This is a genomic window from Pseudomonas sp. G7(2022) (assembly GCF_052660475.1).
The window spans coordinates 3,760,899-3,784,602 of record NZ_CP109659.1; the positions used below are offsets into that span (position 1 = coordinate 3,760,899).

Here is a 23,704-nt window from a genome sequence, read left to right on the forward strand (position 1 = left end):
GCCGCTGATGCAAAAGAAAAGGCAGCCCAAGGGCTGCCTTTTTCATGCCTCCAGAACCTTCGGCAACTGCCAGCCGAAATGCACCGACAACAACCGCAACAACAGACACGCCGCCCCCGCCAGCAACGCAGCCGCCACCGGCGACACACCCAGCCTGCGCCCGACGATCAATACCGCCGCGCCGACAAACGCCGAGCTGGCATACAGATCCGCCTGCAACACCACCGGCACCCGCGCCAGCACCATGTCCCGCAGCACCCCGCCACCGACACCGGTAATCGTGCCCATCAGCATGGACACAAACGGCGAGATCCCGAAATTCAACGCCTTCTGCACCCCGGCCACGGCAAACAGCGCCAACCCAGCCGCGTCCAGCACGATCAGGGTCGAACCGGACCAGCCCAGCACCTGCTCATGAAAAACAAACGCCACCCCGCCCATGGCAAACGCCAGCGCCGGGTAACGCCAGTCCGCTACAGCCTTGGGCGGCGTAGCACCGATCAACAGATCGCGGGTCACCCCGCCACCGAGTGCGACGATGAAGGCAATCACCATCACCCCGAGCAGATCGAGCTGACTGCGCATCGCCGTAATCGCGCCTTCAACCGCAAACACCGCCGTACCGACCAGGTCGGCCACCAGCACAATCCACTCGACCCGCGCCTGCAACGGCGCCCGGGTTATTGAGTGACGCAACGGGTCTTGGTGATGTGTCGAGTCACTTGCCCGTCGGCATAGGCATCACCGGCGACCTCGGTATTTTCCATGACCTGACAAGTCCGCTCAGGTGGCGGAGGCGGCGCGGCCGGCGGAGGGGGTGGTGGACTGGCGCAACCACTGAGCAGCACCAGACCGAACGCCGACAACAACGAAAAACACACGCGTTTCCCAGGATTGTTCATAGGATGACCCGCGATGAATGGAAGAAAACTCCCGTCGCCGAGCAGGACAACGCCCGGTTATGGAAACCGAACCACTCATTCCTTATAGACCAGTGGGGGGTGAGTGCCAGTGAAATGGTGGGATTGGGGGGAATTGGCTGTCGATTTTGGGGTGGGTTTGCTGAGTGGATCGTGGAGGCCGAAAGATTTTGGACAACCTTTATAACCAGCCCTCACCCTAACCCTCTCCCGGAGGGAGAGGGGACTGACCGTGTTGTTTGGGAAAGGTACACCGACGTGACATACCGAGGTGAACCCGGGTCTTAAAAAGCAAACATCCCGCACCTGCCTTTGCCTTTGCTTCCACCACTCAACACGATGAGCGTTAGCTCGAGTACCGCTTTTGATCGCAGGGCCCGTCGGCAGGCTGAGTGGAGGGATTGATCCGGGGGTGGGAGCGCAGCGACCGTTTGGCGAAGCCAAACACATCGAGAGGAGGTGCAGCGAAGCAAACCGTAGGCGATGCCCCCGGATCAATCCCGGAGCGAAGGAACCCGAGCCACAGCGAGGGCCGTACGTCAGGGTAAAGACTTTTTGGTTACTTTTGGCTGGGCCGGCATTCCGGGCGTTTGTCAAAAGTGACCCGCTGTAAGAGCGGAACCGCCAGCCGCAACACCCGAAGAAACGGATACACACCCAAACCCAAAAACAGCATGGTCGGCCCAAAGGCCGCCAAGCTCAACTGGGCGAGCGCAAAGAATTGCTCTCAAGCTCATACCGCAATTCATCAATCAAGGCATCCACCGCCTCATCGGTACGCAAGGCCCCCAGACTCAACCCGCTAATCACCAGATCAACCTCCCCGGAAGCCGGGTGATACAGCTTCACCGTCAGCGAATGATCCCCATCCACCACACACTCACAAGCCAACGGCGAAAAACTACACTCAAGCCGAGCCCGCAACCGCGCCAGATAAATCATCGCGCCAGCTCCGACAATCGACGCATCACGCCAGGTTCAATAACAAACAACACATTCATGGTCAGATCCATTAACAACGACGGAAGGAACACGATCACGAACAAAACCCGCATCGCACCCCAACAGACTAAGAACAGCCCGCCCCGTCAGACACCCGAATTTGCACCCCATGAACTAGTGCATTTGCACCTTATCGCTGTCCCCTGCTACTGCTTGAGAACAACCCGCGCTCGCGAGCCCAGACAATCGCCTCGCTGCGACTGTGCACATCCAGCTTCGAATACACCGTCGCCACATGGTTGCGCACCGTGTTCGGCGCCAGCTTCAACCGCGCAGCAATCTCCTTGTCCGCCAGCCCCTCACAGATCAGCCCCAGCACATCGCGTTCGCGGGCCGTGAGATCAGTGAACGAAACGCTAGGCAGTTGCGGCGAGTTGATCTTCTTCACATTGGCCAGTTTTTCGATCAGCGTCCGGCTGAACCACGACGCATCCTTCATCACCTCTTCAATCGCCGCCACCAGCTCAAGCTCGGTGCGCTTGCGTTCGGTGATGTCCATCAGCACCAGCAGATAGCACACCGTGTCCTGAATGCTGACGGTGTCGGCGGACACCGCGCACTCCAGCAGCTCGGCGTCTTTCCTGCGGATCCGCATATCGACGCGATCGACCCGGCCGGTCTTCTCCAGCGCCGCCAGCAGCCGGGCGCGTTCCGCCGGTTCATCGATGAAATCCAGTTGCGCGACTGTCTTGCCAAGAACCTCGTCGCTTTCGTAAGCCAGGGTATCGAGAAAGGCCTGATTGACGTCGATCAGCCGCTGCTCGTCGGCGCTGCAAATCAGGATCGGCACCGGCGTCAGGCGAAAGGCCTTGGCAAACCGTTCCTCACTCTGACGCAAGGCGACTTCGGCCTTATGACGCAGCTCCATGTCGACAAACGAAAACAGCATGCAATCCTCGTCGTTAAGCACCAGCGGCTGCCCCGCGACGATCACCTGCTTGCTGCCGCCGTCCGGCAGACGCAATTCAGCCTGCATCTGCGGAATGGTCGCGACATCGCGCAGGCGCTGGATCGCCAGGTCCTTGCGCTCGGCCTGTTCGAGAATATCCAGCTCATAGGTCGAGGCGCCGATCACCTGATCGCGGGTGTAACCAGTCATCTCCAGAAACCCCGGATTGACCTTGATGTAACGCAGGTCGCTGAGGCGGCAGATCACCGCCGGTGCGGGGTTGGCGTTGAAGGTTTTTTCGAAGCGCTGTTCGGCATTGGCCCAATCGGTGACGTCGCTCATGATCAGCACCAGCGACTCGATATCGCCATCGCGATCGGTCAAGACCATGCTGCGCACGCTGTGCATCCAGGTGCGTTCTTCATCGCTGCGCGGAGAAACTTCCACCAGCACATCGCAGAACGTTTCACCGGTCGCCACGCGGCTGATCGGGTACTGCTCCGGTGTCAGCGTGTGGTTGTTGCGATACCGCAGGTTGAAGCGCTCGACGTATTCCCCGGCGTTGTTGCCCAGCTCGCCGATCCGGCTGACGCCATGCATCGCCAGCGCGGCTTCGTTGGCCCAGAGAATCGTCTGGTCGAGTTCCAGCAGAATCACCCCGTCGGACAGGCCGGCAATGATTTGCTGCAACTGACGGCGGTTGGTTTCGGTGGTCAGGACGTCCCGGCTCATTGGTTCTCCACAAGTTCGCGCATGTGAAGTTTACGACCGCAGGCCGTTGTGATCGTGCCGACAATCTCGGACACGCCGCAATCTCTGTGATCCGTAAGGGTGCGCGGGCATTCGCGCGCCGACGGTTTCTCGACTAACGTTATTACCTCATCGGATTGAGCCCCTGCCAGCCACACCGGGCTCTTGATCAAGGAGAGACTGATGACATCCCGCCGCCTCATCGAACAGACCTATCGCACCTGGTCCAGCCCCATCCTGCTGGAGCTGAAAAAGCGCGAGCACGAGATGGCGCCGGCCGAACGTCAGGCGCTCGAGAATGTGCTGGTGGAAAGACGATTGCTGGACGTTGGCAACCCGAACGGCAGTAACCGTCGCAAGGGTTCGGCGATCAAGGAATAACACCTCCCCGGCCGGTACAAAAAACTGTGGGAGCGGCTCGCTCCCGCAGCTGCCCGGCTACAGGATATTGGCCGAAGCCTGCAACCCTGCCAGCTTGTCAGGGTTACGCATGATGAAGATCCGGTTCACCTGCCCCCGCTTTATAACCCTCCCGCGCTGACTATAAAGAAAGCTTCAGCAGTTCCTTGCGCAGCATTGAAGGCTCTAGAACGGCTATTTCAGCGTGCCAGTCGAGTGACAACAAATGGCTCAGCTTCTTTTGGGAGACCAGGGTTTTGGCCAGCAGACAGCTTTTTCGGTCGCGGATGCTGATGAGGTTCAACAGCCAGTCATCGCCCTGCCCGGCCATCCATTCGTTGATCGTCGAACGATGCCTTTCGAGCAAAGCGTTGGCATCCCATACCGTCATTTGAGCGAAGACCTGCGGCAGGAGGCTGTCGGGTTTCATCCGTTTCAAGTCTGCGGCCAATGCGGCGCAGATGTCTGATTCGATAGCGGTCTGGCATTCAAGGAAATATTGCTCGGGCCAGTCCGCTGTGAGTTTCCCGTGGGGCACGAGCTCGGCGTAGGCATCGATATCCGCCACCGTGGTCATCTGCCCGGTGAAATTCAGTGTGTTGTCCAGAATCGCCGTGGCCAGCAGCGCGGCGCTTTGTTTGCTGATACTCGACAGCGATCCTGCGGCTTTCCAGCACTGGAAAACCTGCGTCGCCGCCGCGCCGATCGGGCGAATGTCGGCGGCAGCTCCGAGTATCCGCGCCCAGTATCCTTCGAAGCCCGGATGATGGTCGATGACTTCTACCACTCGTTCGAGTGCGACCAACGGATCGAAGTGGTGGTAATCGGAGACATCGACCAGCACGAATTCATCGCTGGATGTCGGGCGGTAATCGTCTAGAACAGCGCCCCAGCCGAGCACGGTTTTCGAAACGCTGGCGTTGGGTTTCGCACTGCTGACGGCGCGGGCGGGAACGCCTTGCAGGTTGAGCAATTCGGCGTAGGCGATGCAGCAGGCGTAGGCATCGATGTCCAGATACGCCGAGCCTGAGGTGATGACTTTGATGGGCGACATTGCGCGTCCCTGACTTCCTTTTCAGGGCGGCAACGTCGCACGAACAGATGACAGTTTGAAGTCAGGCGGCCCGCTGTCCTCCCGCCACCGCCGCCGAAGCTGCCAGCATCGCGCGAAGCAACACCGCACACCCGGCCGCCAGATCGTCCGGCGCGGCGTTTTCGATTTCGTTGTGGCTGATGCCGCCTTCGCACGGCACGAAGATCATCCCGGCCGGGCCCAGTTCGGCGAGGAAAATCGCGTCGTGGCCGGCGCCGCTGACGATGTCCATGTGCGACAGGCCCAGCCCCTTGGCGGCGCCGCGCACGGCTTCGACGCAGCCCTTTTCGAAGTAAAGCGGCGGGAAGTCGGCGGTCGGGGTCAACTCGTAGGTCAGGCCGTGTTCTTCGCAGGTCGCTTCGATGACTTGCTTGACCTCGGCGATCATCGAGTCGAGGCGCGCCGGTTCCAGGTGCCGGAAGTCGAGGGTCATGCGCACTTCGCCAGGAATGACGTTGCGCGAACCGGGATAGGCTTGCAGGCAACCGACCGTGCCGCAGGCGTGGGGTTGATGACCGAGCGCTGCACGATTGACTGCACCGACAATCACCGAGGCGCCGACCAGGGCGTCCTTGCGCAGGTGCATCGGGGTCGGCCCGGCGTGGGCTTCGACGCCGCGCAGTTTCAGGTCGAACCACTTCTGCCCCAGTGCGCCGAGTACCACACCAATGGTCTTCTGCTCGTCTTCCAGAATCGGGCCTTGTTCGATGTGCGCTTCGAAATAGGCGCCGACCTTGTGCCCGCTGACCTTGCGCGGCCCGGCGTAGCCGATGGCGTTCAGTGCTTCGCCGACCGTTACGCCGTCGGCATCGACCTTGGCCAGGGTTTCTTCGAGGGTGAATTTTTCCGCGAACACGCCGGAACCCATCATGCACGGGGCGAAGCGCGAGCCTTCTTCGTTGGTCCAGACCACCACTTCCAGCGGCGCCTCGGTTTCCACGCCAAGGTCGTTGAGGGTGCGCAGCACTTCAACGCCGGCGAGCACGCCGAAGCAGCCGTCGAACTTGCCGCCGGTGGGCTGGGTGTCGATGTGGCTGCCGGTCATCACCGGTGGCAGGTTCGGGTTACGGCCGGGGCGACGGGCGAAAATGTTGCCGACTTCATCGACCGTGACGCTGCAACCGGCGTCCTTGCACCACTGCACGAACAGGTCGCGGGCCTGGCGGTCGAGGTCGGTCAGGGCCAGGCGACAGACCCCGCCCTTGACGGTGGCGCCGAGCTTGGCCAGCTCCATGAGCGACGCCCACAAGCGGTCGCGGTTGATGTGCTGATGGGTCGATTGCAGAACGTCTACGGCTGCGTTCATGGGGATCTCCTCAGGCAGTTCTTATGGGAATTACAACGGCGATTTGACGGCCACCGGCGTCGCACGCATCGCGCACAACCCGTAATAGATCAACCCGCCCAGCGCCGAACCGGTGAACCAGCCGTAGCTGTAGAACCAGCTGAACGCGCTGCTGCCCAGCGACAGCAGGGTCAGCACCACCGGCACGCCGAACGCGATGAATCCGGCCCGGTTCCACGCCGGGTAGACGTCGTCGCGGTACAGGCCGGCCAGGTCCAGTTGCTGTTTCTTGATCAGGAAATAGTCCACCACCATGATCCCGGCGATCGGCCCGAGCAGGCTGGAATAGCCCAGCAGCCAGTTCGAATACACGGTTTCCAGACTGAGGTCGGAGACGATCCAGCCGAGTTTTTTCAGCAGTTCATGGCCCATCAGCGCCAGCCCGACGAACCCCGTGAGGATCACCGCTTTGGTGCGGTTGATGACCTTGGGCGCGATGTTCTGGAAGTCGTTGGTTGGCGAGACGATGTTGGCGGCGGTGTTGGTCGACAGCGTGGCGATGATGATCAGCGCCATGGCCACCGCGACCCAAACCGGGCTCTGGATATGGCCGATCAAAGTCACCGGATCGGAAACGCTGACACCCACCAGTTTCACCGACGCGGCGGTCATCACCACGCCCAGCGCGGCAAACAGGAACATGGTCAGCGGCAGGCCGAAAATCTGCCCGAGGATCTGATCCTTCTGGCTGCGGGCATAACGGCTGAAATCGGGAATGTTCAGCGACAGAGTGGCCCAGAAACCGACCATCGCCGTCAGCCCGGCGGCGAAGTAACTGACCACGCTCGCGCCTTCGGGACGCTTCGGCGGAATCGCCAGCAATTCAGTCATCGACACATTAGGCATGGCCCACACCAGCAGCCCGATGCCGACCGCCACCAGCAACGGCGCCGACAGGGTTTCCAGCCATTTGATCGACTCGGCGCCGCGGATCACCACCCACAGGTTCAGCGCCCAGAAGATCATGAAACCGATCACCTCCCCCGTCCCGCCAAGAGATTTCCAGCCCTCGAACACCGAGCCGAGAAACAGGTGAATCGCCAGCCCGCCGAACATGGTCTGGATGCCGAACCAGCCGCACGCCACCAGCGCGCGGATCAGGCACGGCACGTTGGAGCCGAGAATCCCGAACGACGAGCGCAGCAGTACCGGAAACGGAATCCCGTACTTGGTGCCGGGAAACGCGTTGAGCGTGAGAGGAATCAGGACGATGACGTTGGCAAACAGAATCGCCAGCAGCGCCTCACCGACGGTCAAACCGAAATACGCGGTGAGCACGCCGCCCAGGGTGTAAGTCGGCACGCAGATCGACATGCCGACCCACAGCGCGGTGATGTGCCACTTGTTCCAGGTTCGTTCGCGCACCTTGGTCGGTGCCATGTCGTGGTTGTAACGGGGACTGTCGAGGACGTCGCTGCCGGCTTCGAGTTCGAACAAGCCGTCGCGCTCGGTCACTTGCGATCTGTTCTGTTGCATGGCCGCTCCACTGTTCTTCTGATTATTTTTTTGCTCATCAGGCGGCTGCACACGCAGGTGCGAGCCGGACGATGGCCGGAGGAACTGACAACTTTCATGCACCGGCCAAGGTGTCAGCGGCGGCATCAATAAACGTGCCGGGTGCTCCGCTTTCGCATCGGGCCGTGCGTTTGGCTTCTTGTAACTGACTGATGTCTATCAGTTTTAATTATTCACCTTTCAAGCCCGCGGATACTTGACTGAACACTCAGGCTAACTGCCAGGCAAGTTGTCCGAACTGTCAGGACTCAATCTGGTGCACTGCACTTTTTTTCATCGTGGGCGATCAGCCTCAGCTCAACTTCAAGCGGCTGATTTCACATAGGAAATCTTGCTCATATTTCCAACCTGTCAAGTGCGTCAAAATGGTGAAGCGCCTCACCATTTTGGTGATTTTGTATTTTTATCGTTATTTTTCAATGATTTAAAACATTCATAAGCTTATAAAAAATAATCTTGATCAATTGCAGAACTGCGACTAGCGTCTATTCCTGACAGCACTGACAAGATTACGCATTCGGCGCTGCAAACAAATAAAACACTAGAACCGGCACAAGTCGGTCATGCCTGCGAGGAACTCGGAATGTCTCTGTTGATCCGTGGCGCCACCGTTGTTACCCATGATGAAAGTTACCGCGCCGATGTCTATTGCGCTGACGGCGTGATCAAAGCCATTGGTGAAAACCTCGATATTCCCGCCGGCGCCGAAGTGCTCGACGGCAGCGGCCAGTACTTGATGCCCGGCGGCATCGATCCGCACACCCACATGCAACTGCCCTTCATGGGCACCGTGGCCAGCGAAGACTTCTACAGTGGTACCGCCGCAGGTCTGGCCGGCGGCACCACCTCGATCATCGATTTCGTGATTCCCAATCCGCAGCAATCGCTGCTTGAAGCCTTTCACCAGTGGCGTGGCTGGGCGGAAAAATCCGCTTCCGACTACGGCTTCCACGTCGCGATCACTTGGTGGAGCGAGCAGGTGCGTGAGGAAATGGCCGAGCTGGTCAGTCATCACGGGATCAACAGCTTCAAGCATTTCATGGCCTACAAGAACGCCATCATGGCTGCCGACGACACGCTGGTGGCGAGTTTCGAACGCTGCCTGGAACTTGGCGCGGTGCCGACCGTGCACGCGGAAAACGGCGAGCTGGTCTATCACCTGCAACGCAAGTTGATGGCCCAGGGCATCACCGGTCCGGAAGCGCATCCGCTGTCGCGGCCCTCGCAGGTCGAAGGCGAAGCCGCGAGCCGGGCGATCCGTATCGCTGAAACCATCGGCACGCCGCTGTACCTGGTACACGTATCGACCAGGGAAGCCCTCGACGAAATCACTTACGCCCGCAGCAAGGGCCAACCGGTCTACGGCGAAGTGCTGGCCGGGCATCTGCTGCTGGACGACAGCGTCTACCAGCACCCGGACTGGCAAACCGCTGCCGGTTACGTGATGAGCCCGCCGTTCCGTCCGCGCGGGCATCAGGAGGCGCTGTGGCATGGCTTGCAGAGCGGCAATCTGCACACCACCGCCACCGACCACTGCTGCTTCTGCGCCGAGCAGAAAGCGGCCGGGCGAGACGATTTCAGCAAGATCCCCAACGGCACCGCCGGCATCGAAGACCGCATGGCGGTGTTGTGGGATGAAGGTGTGAACACCGGACGGTTGTCGATGCAGGACTTCGTCGCCCTCACCTCCACCCACACCGCAAAAATCTTCAATCTCTACCCGCGCAAGGGTGCGATCCGCATCGGCGCCGATGCCGACCTGGTGCTGTGGGACCCGCAAGGAACCCGCACCATCTCCGCCAAGACCCACCATCAGCAGGTGGACTTCAACATCTTCGAAGGCAAGACCGTGACCGGCGTACCGAGCCATACCGTCAGCCAGGGCCGAGTGGTCTGGGCCGACGGCGACCTGCGCGCCGAGCGTGGGGCGGGCCGCTATATCGAACGGCCGGCGTATCCGGCGGTGTTTGATTTGCTGAGCAAGCGGGCTGAGTTGCACAGGCCGGTTGCGGTTAAACGCTGAAACCCAGGCCTTCGGCCTTCGCTAGCAGGCTAGCTCCCACAGGTGTACGCATTCCAAATGTGGGAGCCAGCCTGCTGGCGATGAGGCCCGTTCAGGCAACACAAAACCACTGCCCGACAGAGGCAGAAAACCTCAAATAACCGTGAGGCAAAAAACCGTGATCGAGACCCTGAACCATCTCCCGCACCCGCACGAAAGTGCGGCCGCCCTCGCCGGCCATTTCACCGATCTGGCGCCGCCGCTCAACGACCGTCAGGCGCACCTGGAAGCCTCGCGCTGCCTGTATTGCTACGACGCACCTTGCGTGAATGCGTGCCCAAGCGAGATCGACATTCCGTCCTTCATCTGCAATATCCATCAGGACAACGTCCCCGGTGCAGCGCAGAAAATCCTCTCGGCGAACATCCTCGGCGGCAGTTGCGCCCGGGTCTGTCCGACCGAGATCCTCTGCCAGCAAGCCTGCGTGCGCAACAACGCCAATGAATGCGCACCGGTGCTGATCGGCCTGCTGCAACGCTACGCCGTGGACAACGCGAACTTCACTGAACATCCGTTCCAGCGTGCCGCCGCCACCGGCAAACGCATCGCCGTGGTCGGTGCCGGCCCGGCGGGTCTGTCCTGTGCCCATCGCAGCGCCATGCACGGGCATGACGTGGTGATTTTCGAAGCGAGGGAGAAGGCTGGCGGGCTCAACGAATACGGGATCGCCAAATACAAACTGGTGGACGACTACGCGCAGAAGGAACTGGATTTCCTCCTGCAAATCGGCGGCATCGAAATCCGTCACGGACAGAAACTCGGTGAGAATCTGACCCTCAGCGAATTGCATCAACAGTTCGACGCGGTGTTCCTCGGTCTCGGCCTCAATGCGAGCAAACAACTGGGTCTGGCTCACGAAGACGCCCCCGGCCTGCTCGCCGCCACCGACTACATCCGCGAACTGCGCCAGGCCGATGACCTGTCGCAACTGCCGCTGGCCGAACACTGCATCGTCCTCGGCGCTGGCAACACCGCCATCGACATGGCCGTGCAAATGGCCCGCCTCGGCGCCCGCGACGTCAACCTGGTCTATCGCCGTGGCGCGGCGGACATGGGCGCCACCGGCCATGAACAGGACATCGCCAAGGCCAATCAGGTGCGGTTGCTGACCTGGGCGCAACCGGACGAAGTCCTGCTCGACGCTCAGGGCAAGGTGCGCGGCATGCGCTTCGCCCGTACCCATCTGGTGGAAGGTCGTCTGCAAACCACGGGTGAGACCTTCGAACTGGCCGCCAATGCGATCTTCAAGGCCATCGGCCAGGCCTTCGACGGCAGCGCCCTCGCCGACCCGCTGGCCCGCGAACTCAAGCGTCAGGGCGAACGCATCCAGGTCGATGAAAACCTGCGCACCAGCATCCCCGGCGTGTATGCCGGCGGCGACTGCACCAGCCTCGATCAGGACCTGACCGTGCAAGCGGTGCAACACGGCAAGCGCGCCGCCGAGGCGATCAACGCTCAACTGATGCTCAACGTGGAGGCTGCGTAAATGGCCGATCTCTCGATTGTCTTCGCCGGTATCAAAGCCCCCAACCCGTTCTGGCTGGCCTCCGCGCCGCCGACCGACAAGGCCTACAACGTGGTGCGCGCCTTCGAGGCCGGATGGGGCGGTGTGGTCTGGAAAACCCTGGGTGAGGATCCGGCGGCGGTCAACGTGTCGTCGCGTTATTCGGCGCATTACGGCGCCAACCGCGAAGTGCTGGGCATCAACAACATCGAACTGATCACCGACCGCTCGCTGGAAATCAACCTGCGGGAAATCACTCAGGTGAAGAAGGACTGGCCTGACCGCGCGCTGATCGTGTCGTTGATGGTGCCGTGCGTCGAAGAGTCGTGGAAACACATCCTGCCGCTGGTGGAAGCCACCGGTGCCGACGGCATCGAGCTGAATTTCGGCTGCCCCCACGGCATGCCGGAGCGCGGCATGGGCGCGGCGGTCGGTCAGGTGCCGGAGTACGTCGAGCAGGTCACGCGCTGGTGCAAGACTTACTGCTCGCTGCCGGTGATTGTCAAACTCACCCCGAACATCACCGACATCCGCGTCGCCGCCCGCGCCGCACATCGGGGCGGCGCCGATGCGGTGTCGCTGATCAACACCATCAACTCGATCACCAGTGTCGACCTCGAACACATGGTCGCCCTGCCCACCGTCGGCAGCAAAAGCACCCACGGCGGTTATTGCGGCTCGGCGGTCAAGCCGATTGCACTGAACATGGTCGCGGAAATCGCCCGTGACCCGCAGACTCAAGGCCTGCCGATCTGCGGCATTGGCGGCATCGGCAGTTGGCGCGATGCGGCGGAGTTCATCGCGTTGGGCAGCGGCGCGGTGCAGGTGTGCACGGCGGCGATGCTGCATGGTTTCCGGATTGTCGATGAGATGAAGGATGGTTTGTCCCGCTGGATGGACAGTCAGGGTTACGCCAGCATCGCCGAGTTCTCCGGGCGTGCGGTGGGCAACACCACGGACTGGAAGTACCTGGACATCAACTATCAGGTGATCGCGAAGATCGATCAGCAAGCGTGTATCGGATGCGGGCGTTGCCACATTGCTTGCGAGGACACCTCACACCAGGCGATCAGCAGCCTGAAACAGGCCGATGGCACGCACAAATATGAAGTGATCGATGATGAGTGCGTGGGGTGCAATCTGTGCCAGATCACTTGCCCGGTGGCGGATTGCATCGAGATGGTGCCGATGGAGACAGGGAAGCCGTTCCTGGACTGGAATCATGATCCGAGGAATCCCTACCATGTCAGCCCTTGAGGACAGCGGCGTCTGAGCCGACGCTTTCGCGAGCAGGCTCGCTCCCACCTTTGGAATGCATTTCCCTGTGGGAGCGAGCCTGCTCGCGAAGAGGCCAGCCCGGCCACCACAAGACTCAGGGCTCCAAACCTATCCCCCGCAAAATCACACTCGTCACCGTCTGCACCGCCCGCTCGAACTGCATGTCCGACAACGGCTGGTGCTCATTCAAAATATTCACCTGATGATCAAAGTCGGCATAGTGCTGGGTCGACGCCCAGATCATATACAGCAGGCTCGACGGTTCCACCGGCAAAATCCGCTTGTCTTCCACCCACTGACGGATCTTCGCTTCCTTCATCTTCGCCCAGTCATAGAGGCTCACATCCAGCGCTTCACCCAGCGTCGGCGCGCCGTGGATAATTTCGTTGGCCCAGACTTTCGAGCCGTAGGGCCGGCTGCGCGAGTGGTTCATCTTGGCGCGGATGTAGCTGCTGAGCACCACACGGGGATCATCGAACATCTCGAAGCACAGCGCGTCCTGCTTCCACACTTCCAGCAGGTCGAACAGCACGGCGCTGTACAGCTCGCTCTTGGTTGAAAAGTAGTAATGCAGGTTGGAGCGCGGCAGCTGCACTTCGGCGGCGATGTCAGCCATGGCGGTGCCGCCGAAGCCTTTTTCGGCGAACACTTTTTCCGCCGCCAGAAGGATTTTCTCGACATTGCTGCGGCGGATTTCGATCTTGTGATTGCCCATGAGGGCTCCCTGAAGACAACGTTGTTGAAGACTAGCATCCGCTCTGGGCAAGGGGCGACAGGCGAGAACGATTCTTCACACACTTGGGCTTTTTTCTGGTTTAGGATCGCCCCCCTTCACCCTGTCAGACGCTGAAGGATCCTGTCGATGAACATTCGCAAGCGCATCGCCGCTGACGACCCGCAACTTGCCGACCTGTGGGAACGCTCGGTCCGCGCCACCCATGATTTTCTTCCGGAAGATGACATTCACCGGTTGTTCCCGCTGGTGCGTGACGCCTACCTGCCCGCGCTGGATGTCTGGGTCTTCGAGAACCCCGACCGTTCCCCGGCAGGTTTCATCGCCACCGATGACGACACCGTGCAGATGCTGTTCATCGACCCGGCCCGGCGTGGCCAAGGTATCGGCCGCCGCTTGCTCAATCATGTCCGCCGCCCTCTGCTGAAGGTCGACGTCAATGAACAGAATCCGCAGGCCCACGGCTTCTACCGGCACTACGGATTCGAAGACATCGGCCGCTCAGCACTCGACGGCGAAGGCCGGCCTTTTCCGGTCATTCACATGCGCCTGAAAGCCCTGTGATCCTCTCTCTATACTCAGCCCGCCATTTCACTGAAAGGAACCTGCCCATGTCGATGAAGCAACTGCTCACTGCCAGCGCCCTGCTGGCCTCGCTGGTCGTCACTTCCCAGGCGTTCGCCCATGCTCACCTGAAAGGCGAAACCCCGGCCGCCGACAGCACCGTCGCCGCGCCTGCGGATTTGCGCCTGGTGTTTTCCGAAGGCGTCGAAGCCGGCTTCACCAAAGTCATCCTGACCCACGACGGCGCGCCGGTGAAGATCAAGCCGCTGACCACCGAAGGCGACAGGAAAACCCTGATCGTCACCCCCGAAGCACCGTTGACCGCTGGCGAATACAAGGTTGAATGGCACGCGGTGTCGGTCGACACGCACAAGAGCGAAGGCGCCTATCAGTTCAAGGTTGGCCAGTAATTCATGAATGACGCGCTGGTGCTGTGCCGGTTCCTGCATTTCATCGTGGTGTTGATGCTGTTCGGGGCCTGGCTGTTCCGGCCCCTGCTGCTCAAGGGTGAAGCGCTGGCGCTGGATCGACACCTGGCGCGGCTGGCTCGTTGGTTGGCGGCGATCGCCCTGGCCAGCGGCGTTGCCTGGGCGTTGCTGATCACTGCGAGCATGGCCGGTTCAGCCGCTGCGGCGTTCGATCCGGACACTGTCGAGCGGGTGTTGGGCCATACGTTTTTTGGCCAGGTGTGGCGCTGGCACCTGCTGATCAATGCACTGTTGCTGGCGCTACTGTTTACGCCCTGGCGTTCGAGCCAGCCATTGCGGCTGGGCCTGAGCGCGTTGCTGCTGATGACCCTCGCGCCGGTCGGCCACGGGGCGATGCTCGACGGTTTCAGCGGCCAGATGTTGATCCTCAATCAGGTCATTCACCTGACCTGCGTCGGCGCCTGGCTCGGTGGGTTGTTGATGCTGGTGGCGATTCTGCGCCAGTCCGGCGAAACGGTGCGCTACGTCTTGCAGCGGTTCAGCGGGATCGGCTATGTGTTGGTTGCCGGCCTGCTGATCACCGGATTGATCAACGTGCGTGTTCTCACCGGCCAGTGGTGGCCGACGCCGTTGTTCTCGGGATTCGCCCTGATCCTGTTGATCAAGGCCTGGCTGGTGCTCGGGATGCTGGGGCTGGCGCTGTTCAATCGCTTGCGCATCCGTGATTGCGAACAGCGCGTCGATACCCTCAAGCGCAGCGTGATGCTGGAGTGGCTGCTGGGGATCGGTGCCGTGGCGGCGGTTTCCGTGCTCGGCACCCTGCCGCCAATGATTGCGGTCTGAGGTCAGTGTTTCTGAGTATCACCCTTCGCCGTATCGATGCTGACCACCACCGACATCCCCGGCCGCAAGCGCTCGATTTCCTGTTGGTCCGGATCGATGGTCACTCGCACCGGCACACGCTGGGCGATCTTCACGAAGTTGCCGGTGGCATTGTCGGCCTGCAATAACGCGAACTCCGAACCAGTGCCGGGCGAGATGTGCTGAACGTGTCCGGTGAATCTGCGATGGTTCAGCGCATCGACGGTGAAGCTCACCGGTTGCCCGACCCGCACGTTATCCATCTGGGTTTCTTTCATGTTGGCAATCACCCACTTCTGGTCCGGCACCAGCGCCATCAGTTGCGCCCCGGAATTGACGTAGGCACCCAGACGCACGCCGATCTGCCCGAGCTGACCGTCACGCGGGGCAATGATGCGGGTGTTGGACAGGTCGATTCGCGCCAGTTGCACGGCGGCCTCGGCACTGGCCACTGCGGCCTCCAGCGAGCCACGATTGACGATCACGGTTTGCAGATCCTGCCGGGCGATTTCCAGATTGGCCTTGGCCTGGGCCACCGATGCAATGCTTTGCGCGTTGGCGGCCAGCGCCACGTCCATCTCGCGTTTGGACACCGAGCCGTCATTGACCAGCGCCGTGTTGCGGCGCAGGTCCGCCTCGCTTTTGCGCAACTGCGCCTCGCTGTCGGCCACCACCGCCTGACGCAACTTGATGGTCGCCTCGGCGCTGTTGCGCTGCTGCACCACATTGGCCAGCGCAGCCTTCTGCACCGCCAGTTGCGCCAGCGACTGATCGAGACGTTGCTGATAGATGCGGTCATCGAGACGCACCAGCAAATCCCCTTGCTTCACAAACTGGAAATCCTGCACCGGCACTTCAAACACATAGCCACTGAGCTGCGGGCCGATGATCGTCACCTGCCCGCGCACCAGGGCGTTTTCAGTGGTCTCCACCGCGCTGCTGAACGGCGGCAACTGCCAGGCATAGAGCACGATCAGCACACCGACGATGGCGACCCCGGCAAAGCCCAGCGACGAGATGATCCGCACCCGCAACGACCGCGGCTCGGTATTCGGTGATGACGGCGGCGCCACGCCTTCAGGGGTGGCGGCAATGGCATTGGTGGTCGTGGTAGTCGGTTCGGTCATGAAGAAGTGGCACCGCTGGAAGGTACGGAAGGTGTCGGGGCGACGGCTCTTGTGGTGCTGATCAGCCACAGCGCGCGGATGGAAATCCAGATCATGGTCAGGATCGCGATCACCGCGATCAGCATGAACACATCGTTATAGGCCAGTACGTTGGCCTCGCGGGTGGCGGCGTTGGCCAGGCTGCGAATGCCTTGCAGGTTGCGCAGGCTCGGGTCGCCGATCAGTGAGCCGACCGCCGAACCGCCGCTCTGCACACGAGCGGCGACGCGGGGATCGGAAAGCACCAGTTGCTCGACGATGTGGCTGGAATGAAATTTCTCGCGAACGATCTGGAACGTCCCCAGTAACGCCGCACCGATCAGGCCGCCGAGGTTGTTGCAGATCCCGAACAGCACCGAAAAGCTCACCAGATTGCGCGGATTGGTCAGCACGTTGCGGGTGCCGAGGACCATGGTCGGGCCGAGGAAAAAAGTGCTGCCGAACGCCAACAGAAACTGGCTGAAATACAGGTTCTCGGGGCGGGTCAGGTTGTTCGAGGAACTGTCGATGATCGAACCGGTGGCCATCAACGCCAGCGAGATGATCAGCGGCATCAGCAGGTGTTTCGGGTCAATGGTCAGCGCACTGGTCAGCAGGCCGGCGACGCTGCCGATCAGCATCACCACATACAGGCTATGAAGCTGTTGGCTGCTCATGTTCAGGTATTGCATAAAGCCCACGGCACCGGTGGATTGCTCCGAGGTGACCATGCGAATCAGGATCACCGCCAGTGCCAGGCGGATCATCACTGCGCTGCCGAGCCAGCGGGTCATCAGCATCGGGTTGCTGCGGTTATGTTCGATGGCCAGTCCCGCGAGAATCAGGGCAATCGACGCGGCCAGGGCGATGCCGATCCAGTCGGCCTCCAGCCACCAGTCGATCCGGCCCAGGGACAACACGGCGCACAGCAAAGCCACGCCACTGGCCAGAATCGCGAAGGTGAGGAAGTCGAGGGGTTCGAAAGTCTTGAACCGGTCACCCGGCGGCAGTTTGAGCATCAATACACAGCCCAGCGACAGCAACGCCATGCCCAATTCGAACAGATACAAGCCGCGCCATTCGGCGATCTGCAGCAAGTCTTCGGAAAACAGTCGCGCCAGTGGCAAGGCCAGTTGCGATGTACCGAGGCCCAGCACCAGCGCCTTCATCCGCCACTTGGCCGGGAACGCCTGCACCATGTAATACAGGCCCAGCGAGCTCAACGCCGCGCCGACCATGCCGTGAGCGGCACGCACGGCGATCGCCGAGTTCAGGTCATTGACAAACAAATGGCCGAACGTCACCAGCGCATACAGCACCAGAAACACCTCGGTGAACGCCCGCAGCCCGAACTGCTGGCGAAACTTCACCAGCAGCAGATTCATCGAAACGTTGGTCATCACGTACGCCGCCGGCAACCAGGCCATCTCCGCCGTGGTCGCCCCGAGCGCGCCTTGCAGGTAAGGCAGGTTGGCGACCACCAGCGAATTGCCCAACCCGCCGGTCAACGCCACCAGCAACCCCACCAGCGCATAGGCCAGACGCTTGGGGTTGGAGTGCAGCGGCGTCGAGGGGGATCCGGGCAGACTGGGCTTCTCGTGAGGCTGCCAGTTGCGCGGGGTGTATTGGTTCATTGAATGGCCTTGTACGGTGATGGCTTGAGTTTGCCGCAAAACGGCAGCCAAACACATATCCCTGTGGGTGCTTGCTCACACGGGTTTGGGGTGGATTCGTAAATTTTGTTTAAAAGTCATCTCGCCCGCAGCGGATTTTTCCCAAGCGTAGCGGATGCCAACCTTGCTGCACTTCTCAACCTGCAAGGTGCCCGTTATGACCACGCCCCGCTGGCAACGCTCCCCGCGTCTGCTGAAAAATCTACTGGCAGCCGCCCTGTTGCTGCCCACCCTCGCCTTCGCCCAGGAACGCCCGTGGCCGGATGGCGCGCAACTGGTGATTTCGGTGTCGATGCAATTCGAAACCGGCGGCCAGCCCGAGGGCGCAGAAAGTCCGTTCTCCGGCACACCGCTGCCCAAAGGCTACCCGGATCTGCCGGCGCAGACCTGGTTCGATTACGGTTACAAGGAAGGTCTGTGGCGCATGCTCGATCTGTGGGATCGCACCGGCATCAAGGTCACCTCCCACGTGGTCGGCGAAGCGGCGCTCAAGCACCCGGAACTGGCCAAGGCAATTGCCGAACGCGGCCATGAGCTGGCGGCCCACGGCATGCGCTGGGCCGACTCGTACAACATGAACTACGCCCAGGAAAAACAGTTCATCGGTGACGGCGTCGCCGCGGTAGAGAAAATCACCGGCCAACGCTCGGTGGGCTACAACGCCAACTGGCTGCGCCGCAGCCCCAACACGCTGAAGGTGCTGCAGGACCTGAATTTCACCTACCACATCGATGACGTCAGCCGCGACGAACCCTTCGTGACCATGGTTCGCGGGCGCAAATTCGCCGTGGTGCCCTACACCCTGCGCAATAACGACATCGTGCTGATCGAAGGCCGGCATTTCTCCGCCGAGCAGTTCTATCAGCAGCTGGTGCTGGAGTTCGATCGACTCTATGCAGAAGGCGCAAGCAAGCGGCGGATGATGTCGGTGAGTCTGCACGACCGCATCGGCGGCACGCCGGCAATGGTCGAGGCCATGGAGCGCTTCATCCGCTATGCGCAATCACATCCGAAGGTGACGTTCATGCGCAAGGATCAGATCGCGCAGGTGGTGCTGACCGAGAAAAACCCGCTGATCGACAACACCGAGGCAGCGTACAACCAGTGATAAAAAAATCGCAGCCAAGGCTGCGATTTTCTCTTTAACGACTCAGGCCCGCAGCAACATGTACACGGCGACGACCAGGCACACACTGGCAAATCCCACCTGCAACGTCCGCGCCGGCACCCGCGCACAGAGTTTTCGGCCAACGATCATGCCGATGATGCTGGCCACGATGAACGCCATGCCCAGGTGATCGATCCGCACCCCGGCATGAAATGCACCGATCACGCCGATGGCGGAAATCAGGCTGATGACCATCAACGACGTGGCGACGATGCCGCGCATCTGCACATCGGTCAGTTGCTTGAACGCCGGCACGATCAGGAACCCGCCACCGACGCCGAGCAGTCCGGACACCACACCGGTCACCGCCCCCAGCGCTGCGAGGGTTGCGGTGCATTTGGCGGTCCAGTCGAAACGGCCGGTCTGTTCATTGAGCATGCAGTTCTTCTGCCCCCAACTGGCGTGGCCATGATCACTCGGACCCTCTTGCTGGCGTTCGCGACGCAGCATGCGCCAGGCCACCATGACCATCAGCAGGCTGAAGAGGATCATCAGGACCTTCTCCGGCAACTGGTGCGCGAGGTAGATGCCCAGTGGCGAAAACACGGCGCCTAGCGCAGCGATCAACAGCGCCGCGCGGTAGCGCACCAGCCCATGGCGCAGACCATCGATGGCCCCGACTGCCGCCGCACTGCCCACGGCGAACAGCGCCACCGGTGCTGCCTGCGTCATCGTCCAGCCCAGACCGAGCACCAGCGCCGGTACCGCGAGAATCCCGCCACCCGCCCCGGTCAGTCCGAGGATCAATCCCATCACCACGCCAAACAGACTTGCCAGCAACATAGGGAGTACTCAGTCGACTTTGGACACACCGGTCAGCCACTCGCGGCCCTTGAGCATGCCGTTCCAGTAGAACCACGGCAGCAGGGACGCCTTCAGCCACCACGCGGAACGTCGTGGCACGGTCGGGTCGAGGGGGAAGGTCGGCAGCAATTTACCGCCGTAGCCGAACTCGGCGAGGATCACCTTGCCCTTCTCCACCGTCAGCGGGCAGGAACCGTAGCCGTCATACTTCAGCGGCAACGCCAGAGACTTGCGCTGGGCCAGCAGGTTCTCGGCGACCACCACGACCTGCTTGCGCACGGCGGCAGCGGTCTTCGCGTTGGTGGTGTTGCAGATATCGCCGAGTGCGAACACCTGCGGGTAACGCGGATGTTGCAGGCTGTGCGGGTTGACCTCACACCAGCCGGCGGCGTCGGCCAGCGGACTTTGTGCGATGAAGTCAGGGGAGACCTGTGGCGGTACGACGTGCAGCAGATCGAAGGTCTTGGCTACCTGAGTGACGTTGCCATCGGCATCCTTGACTTCGAACCACGCGGTTTTTGCCGGCCCGTCGACCTTGACAAGATTGGCGTTGAACGCGAGACGGGCGTTGTATTTTTCGATGTATTTCATCAGCGGGGGCACGAACGTCGCCACGCCGAACAACGCCGCGCCGGCCAGGTTGAATTCAACCTCGACCTTGTTCAATACGCCTGTTTTGAGCCAGTGATCGCAGGACAGGTACAGCGCCTTCTGCGGAGCGCCGGCGCATTTGATCGGCATCGCCGGCTGGGTGAACAGCGCTTTGCCGCCGCGCAGTTTCTGCACCTGATCCCAAGTGTATTGCGCGTGCTGATAACTGTAGTTGGAGGTGACGCCGTGCTGGCCGAGGCTTTCCTGCAGGCCTTCGATCTTCTCCCACGCCAGGCGCAGACCAGGACAGACGATCAGGTTCTGGTAGCTGACGGTACGTTGATCGTTGAGGGTGAGTTGGCGTGTGTCGGGATCGATGCCGGTCACGGCTGCCTGAATCCAGGTAGCCTGACGCGGTATCACCCTGTTCATCGGTCTGGAGGTGTCCCTGACATCGTAGGCCCCACCGCCGACCAGCGTCCACGCCGGCTGGTAGTAATGCTGGGCACTCGGCTCGATCACCGTGATGTTCAGGCCGGGATCGCGCTTGAGCAGGCTCGCGACAAAACCGATGCCGGCAGTGCCGCCGCCGATGACCACGATGTCCGCACTGATGGATGGGCCCCAGTGTTGATCGTTCATTGCTTGTTCCTTATTGCTGCACGCAAGGATAGCCGGGTCTATTGCGCCCAGCTTTTGAGCACGGCTCCACAGTAGAGTCCGGACAGTGTTTTCATTACCTGGATCACTTCGTGACTGGCCAGACCGTAGAAAATGTACTTGCCTTCACGACGGGTCGCGACCAGCCCTTCATCGCGCAGGATGCCCAATTGCTGGGACAGGGTCGGCTGGCGCACACCGGTCATTTTTTCCAGTTCGCCGACATTGCGTTCGCCCTGGGTCAACTGGCACAGGATCAGCAGCCGATCCTCATTGGCCAGGGCCTTGAGCAGCGAACAGGCCTTGGAGGCCGAGGCCCGCAGTTGGGCGACTTCACATTCGGTCAGACTGGATTGCATTTGCAGGATGCCTTCAACGTCACTTAAGCTGCGGACATTATGTGTTTACATAAAGTGTTGCAACCCTGACTTTCCACCTATTTGCACAGGACCCTGTCCATGCCCGCGATGATTGAAGCGTTCCTCGACCCCGCCTCCTCGACCTACAGCTACGTGGTCTACGAGGCCGCTGGCGGACAGTGCGCAATCGTCGATTCCGTGCTTGATTACGATGGTGCCGCGGGCCGTACCTGTACGGCTCAGGCAGACAAAATCATTGCCTTCGTACGAGCCCACAATCTGCAGGTGCAGTGGTTGCTGGAAACCCACGCCCACGCCGATCACCTCTCCGCCGCGCCCTATCTGCGTCGTGAATTGGGCGGCAAGATCGCGATTGGTGAATCGATCAGCAAAGTGCAGAACGTGTTCAAGGCTCTGTTCAACCTTGAGCCGGAGTTTTGCGTCGACGGCTCACAGTTCGATCACCTGTTCGCACCGAACGAGTCGTTCAGGATCGGCAACCTCAAGGCGACCGCCCTGCACGTTCCCGGCCACACCCCGGCAGACATGGCCTACCTGATCGACGGCGAGCAGATCCTGGTCGGTGACACGTTGTTCATGCCCGACGTCGGTACCGCCCGCTGCGACTTCCCCGGCGGCAATGCCCATCAACTGTTCCATTCGATCCACAAACTGCTGGCCTTCCCCGCCAGCGTGAAGCTCTACGTCTGCCACGACTATCCGCCGCAAGGTCGCGCCTCGCAGTGCCAGACCACCGTCGGCGAACAGCGCAAAAGCAATATCCATGTGCATGATGGCGTCGACGAAGCCGCGTTCGTCGATATGCGTACCAGACGTGACGCGGGGTTGGGAATGCCGACCCTGTTGCTGCCGGCGATCCAGGTCAATGTGCGGGCGGGTAATCTGCCGCCGGCGGAAGGCAATGGCGTGACGTACCTCAAGATTCCGATCAATGCGTTATAGGAAAAAGCTGCACAGGGCGTGATGGAGGAAGCTTTTCCCACATAACGCGTCGATAGCGATGAACTGGTTTAATTCCGGCCAGCAGGCAGACTTCATTGGGCAATCAACCAATGGAGTTTTTGAAATATGGATATTCGCCGCAACCATCGGGATCTGTCCCGGGATGAAAAATCCGCCTTCATCGAAGCGATCCTCAAGCTGAAAAACAACGTCGACAGCGTACTGCGCCCCGGTCAGCAGAGTCGTTACGATGACTTCGTCCAGATCCACAAGAACTCGATGGGACGGGGCAACCCGCTGGACCCCAATCCGCATGGCAATCCCCTGTTCTTTCCCTGGCACCGGATTCTGATTCGCCAGTTCGAGCTGGCCCTGCAAGCCGCTGCCAATGATCCGGGCATCACCCTGCCCTACTGGAACTGGCAACTCGGGGGGGCCGACAACCCCTTCACCTCCGATTTCATGGGGGGAAATGGCGACAACACGCTGGGGCAGCGCGTCACCGCCGGCCCGTTTTCCCGGGAGCACTCTCAATTTGAAGTGGCGGTATGGGACGAGGCACCGGGAAACACGGGCCTGCTTCGAAACCTGGGCGCAGAAGGCGCACTGCCTTCGGCAGAGGCCGTCATTTCTGCCCTTAACAGGACGCCCTACTGGCTGGAGCCCGACGGTTGGGAAAACGTTGCAGAAAGAGAGCTGCACAATCCGGTTCATGCATGGGTCGGTGGCAACATGCTACACGCGGCGTCCCCGAACGACCCGGTCTTCTTCCTGCATCACTGCTACATGGATCTGTTGTGGGAACGCTGGAAGCATCAACATCCGCGCCTCCCGGCATTCACGTCCAGGGAAGGCGATCCCGATGCCATGAATGAAACAGCACTGGTTTTCCACCCGGAGAATGAACCCGCCCCCTGGGCACAAACATTCACGGTTGGGCAGACGATCCATACGACGGAGCTGAATTATCGATATGACTACCTGTAATCCTCTCAGCG

22 protein-coding genes are annotated in these 23,704 nt (G+C 60.9%); 10 read left to right on the forward strand and 12 right to left on the reverse strand.

Annotation, left to right across the window (positions count from 1 at the left end; translation table 11 throughout):
• Positions 1-42 precede the first annotated feature (42 nt).
• The 3 genes from NE357_RS16950 to NE357_RS16960 form a co-directional block, all read right to left on the reverse strand.
• The gene (locus NE357_RS16950) at positions 43-696 is read right to left on the reverse strand and encodes a trimeric intracellular cation channel family protein (protein WP_249314306.1); all 654 of its coding nucleotides are present in this window, start codon (positions 694-696) and stop codon (positions 43-45) included.
• Between the two features lie 923 nt (positions 697-1,619).
• The gene (locus NE357_RS16955) at positions 1,620-1,862 is read right to left on the reverse strand and encodes a DUF1652 domain-containing protein (RefSeq protein WP_169430837.1); all 243 of its coding nucleotides are present in this window, start codon (positions 1,860-1,862) and stop codon (positions 1,620-1,622) included.
• 190 nt (positions 1,863-2,052) lie between these two features.
• Positions 2,053-3,543: a helix-turn-helix transcriptional regulator gene (locus NE357_RS16960; RefSeq protein ID WP_169430838.1), complete on the reverse strand. Its 1,491-nt coding sequence runs from the start codon at positions 3,541-3,543 to the stop codon at positions 2,053-2,055.
• A gap of 201 nt (positions 3,544-3,744) precedes the next feature.
• On the opposite strand from NE357_RS16960, the gene NE357_RS16965 reads away from it, so the two are divergent.
• Positions 3,745-3,942, forward strand: coding sequence for a hypothetical protein (locus tag NE357_RS16965; protein ID WP_169430839.1), 198 nt, complete (start codon positions 3,745-3,747; stop codon positions 3,940-3,942).
• A 160-nt stretch (positions 3,943-4,102) separates the two neighbouring features.
• Here NE357_RS16965 and NE357_RS16970 read toward each other — a convergent pair whose 3' ends face one another.
• From NE357_RS16970 to NE357_RS16980, 3 genes are all read right to left on the reverse strand, one after another.
• Positions 4,103-5,005 carry a DHH family phosphoesterase gene (locus NE357_RS16970; RefSeq protein ID WP_169432666.1) on the reverse strand — a complete coding sequence of 301 codons (903 nt, stop codon included), beginning with the start codon at positions 5,003-5,005 and terminating at the stop codon, positions 4,103-4,105.
• Between the two features lie 70 nt (positions 5,006-5,075).
• Positions 5,076-6,359, reverse strand: coding sequence for a Zn-dependent hydrolase (locus NE357_RS16975; RefSeq protein ID WP_007952875.1), 1,284 nt, complete (start codon positions 6,357-6,359; stop codon positions 5,076-5,078).
• A gap of 30 nt (positions 6,360-6,389) precedes the next feature.
• Positions 6,390-7,874: an NCS1 family nucleobase:cation symporter-1 gene (locus tag NE357_RS16980; protein WP_169430840.1), complete on the reverse strand. Its 1,485-nt coding sequence runs from the start codon at positions 7,872-7,874 to the stop codon at positions 6,390-6,392.
• A gap of 622 nt (positions 7,875-8,496) precedes the next feature.
• On the opposite strand from NE357_RS16980, the gene hydA reads away from it, so the two are divergent.
• The 3 genes from hydA (at position 8,497) to preA (ending at position 12,736) form a co-directional block, all read left to right on the forward strand.
• Positions 8,497-9,936 carry a dihydropyrimidinase gene (gene hydA, locus NE357_RS16985; protein ID WP_169430841.1) on the forward strand — a complete coding sequence of 480 codons (1,440 nt, stop codon included), beginning with the start codon at positions 8,497-8,499 and terminating at the stop codon, positions 9,934-9,936.
• Between the two features lie 157 nt (positions 9,937-10,093).
• The gene (locus tag NE357_RS16990) at positions 10,094-11,461 is read left to right on the forward strand and encodes an NAD(P)-dependent oxidoreductase (RefSeq protein ID WP_169430842.1); all 1,368 of its coding nucleotides are present in this window, start codon (positions 10,094-10,096) and stop codon (positions 11,459-11,461) included.
• Positions 11,462-12,736 carry an NAD-dependent dihydropyrimidine dehydrogenase subunit PreA gene (preA, locus tag NE357_RS16995; protein WP_169430843.1) on the forward strand — a complete coding sequence of 425 codons (1,275 nt, stop codon included), beginning with the start codon at positions 11,462-11,464 and terminating at the stop codon, positions 12,734-12,736.
• 115 nt (positions 12,737-12,851) lie between these two features.
• Here preA and NE357_RS17000 read toward each other — a convergent pair whose 3' ends face one another.
• Positions 12,852-13,472 (reverse strand): TetR/AcrR family transcriptional regulator, encoded by a 621-nt coding sequence (locus NE357_RS17000; RefSeq protein WP_038365564.1) that lies wholly within the window; start codon positions 13,470-13,472, stop codon positions 12,852-12,854.
• 147 nt (positions 13,473-13,619) lie between these two features.
• Here NE357_RS17000 and NE357_RS17005 point away from each other — a divergent pair, with 147 nt between their 5' ends.
• Genes NE357_RS17005 through copD form a run of 3 tightly spaced genes read left to right on the forward strand, consistent with a single transcriptional unit; the run spans position 13,620 to position 15,325 of the window.
• The gene (locus NE357_RS17005) at positions 13,620-14,054 is read left to right on the forward strand and encodes a GNAT family N-acetyltransferase (RefSeq protein ID WP_169430844.1); all 435 of its coding nucleotides are present in this window, start codon (positions 13,620-13,622) and stop codon (positions 14,052-14,054) included.
• A 47-nt stretch (positions 14,055-14,101) separates the two neighbouring features.
• A complete protein-coding gene (gene copC / locus NE357_RS17010) occupies positions 14,102-14,464 on the forward strand; it encodes a copper homeostasis periplasmic binding protein CopC (RefSeq protein WP_169430845.1) in 363 nt (120 codons plus the stop codon).
• A 3-nt stretch (positions 14,465-14,467) separates the two neighbouring features.
• Positions 14,468-15,325: a copper homeostasis membrane protein CopD gene (copD, locus tag NE357_RS17015; protein WP_169430846.1), complete on the forward strand. Its 858-nt coding sequence runs from the start codon at positions 14,468-14,470 to the stop codon at positions 15,323-15,325.
• Positions 15,326-15,327: 2 nt separating this feature from the next.
• On the opposite strand, the gene NE357_RS17020 is transcribed toward copD, so the two are convergent.
• The gene (locus tag NE357_RS17020) at positions 15,328-16,470 is read right to left on the reverse strand and encodes an HlyD family secretion protein (RefSeq protein ID WP_169430847.1); all 1,143 of its coding nucleotides are present in this window, start codon (positions 16,468-16,470) and stop codon (positions 15,328-15,330) included.
• The gene (locus NE357_RS17025; RefSeq protein ID WP_169430848.1) at positions 16,467-18,122 is read right to left on the reverse strand and encodes an MFS transporter; all 1,656 of its coding nucleotides are present in this window, start codon (positions 18,120-18,122) and stop codon (positions 16,467-16,469) included. The genes NE357_RS17020 and NE357_RS17025 overlap by 4 nt, the downstream gene beginning before the upstream one ends.
• 196 nt (positions 18,123-18,318) lie before the next feature.
• On the opposite strand from NE357_RS17025, the gene NE357_RS17030 reads away from it, so the two are divergent.
• Entirely contained in the window at positions 18,319-19,269 is a 951-nt protein-coding gene (locus NE357_RS17030; protein WP_169430849.1) for a polysaccharide deacetylase family protein, read from the forward strand.
• 42 nt (positions 19,270-19,311) lie between these two features.
• Here NE357_RS17030 and NE357_RS17035 read toward each other — a convergent pair whose 3' ends face one another.
• From NE357_RS17035 to NE357_RS17045, 3 genes are read right to left on the reverse strand one after another with little or no spacing between them, the layout of a single operon-like run.
• Entirely contained in the window at positions 19,312-20,112 is an 801-nt protein-coding gene (locus tag NE357_RS17035; RefSeq protein ID WP_169430850.1) for a sulfite exporter TauE/SafE family protein, read from the reverse strand.
• A gap of 9 nt (positions 20,113-20,121) precedes the next feature.
• The gene (locus NE357_RS17040; RefSeq protein WP_169430851.1) at positions 20,122-21,366 is read right to left on the reverse strand and encodes an NAD(P)/FAD-dependent oxidoreductase; all 1,245 of its coding nucleotides are present in this window, start codon (positions 21,364-21,366) and stop codon (positions 20,122-20,124) included.
• Between the two features lie 38 nt (positions 21,367-21,404).
• Positions 21,405-21,743, reverse strand: a complete 339-nt coding sequence (locus NE357_RS17045) for an ArsR/SmtB family transcription factor (RefSeq protein ID WP_007952897.1) — start codon at positions 21,741-21,743, stop codon at positions 21,405-21,407.
• A gap of 99 nt (positions 21,744-21,842) precedes the next feature.
• Here NE357_RS17045 and NE357_RS17050 point away from each other — a divergent pair, with 99 nt between their 5' ends.
• Positions 21,843-22,706: an MBL fold metallo-hydrolase gene (locus NE357_RS17050; protein WP_169430852.1), complete on the forward strand. Its 864-nt coding sequence runs from the start codon at positions 21,843-21,845 to the stop codon at positions 22,704-22,706.
• Positions 22,707-22,832: 126 nt separating this feature from the next.
• Positions 22,833-23,693: a tyrosinase family protein gene (locus NE357_RS17055; protein WP_169430853.1), complete on the forward strand. Its 861-nt coding sequence runs from the start codon at positions 22,833-22,835 to the stop codon at positions 23,691-23,693.
• The last annotated feature ends 11 nt before the right edge of the window (positions 23,694-23,704 follow it).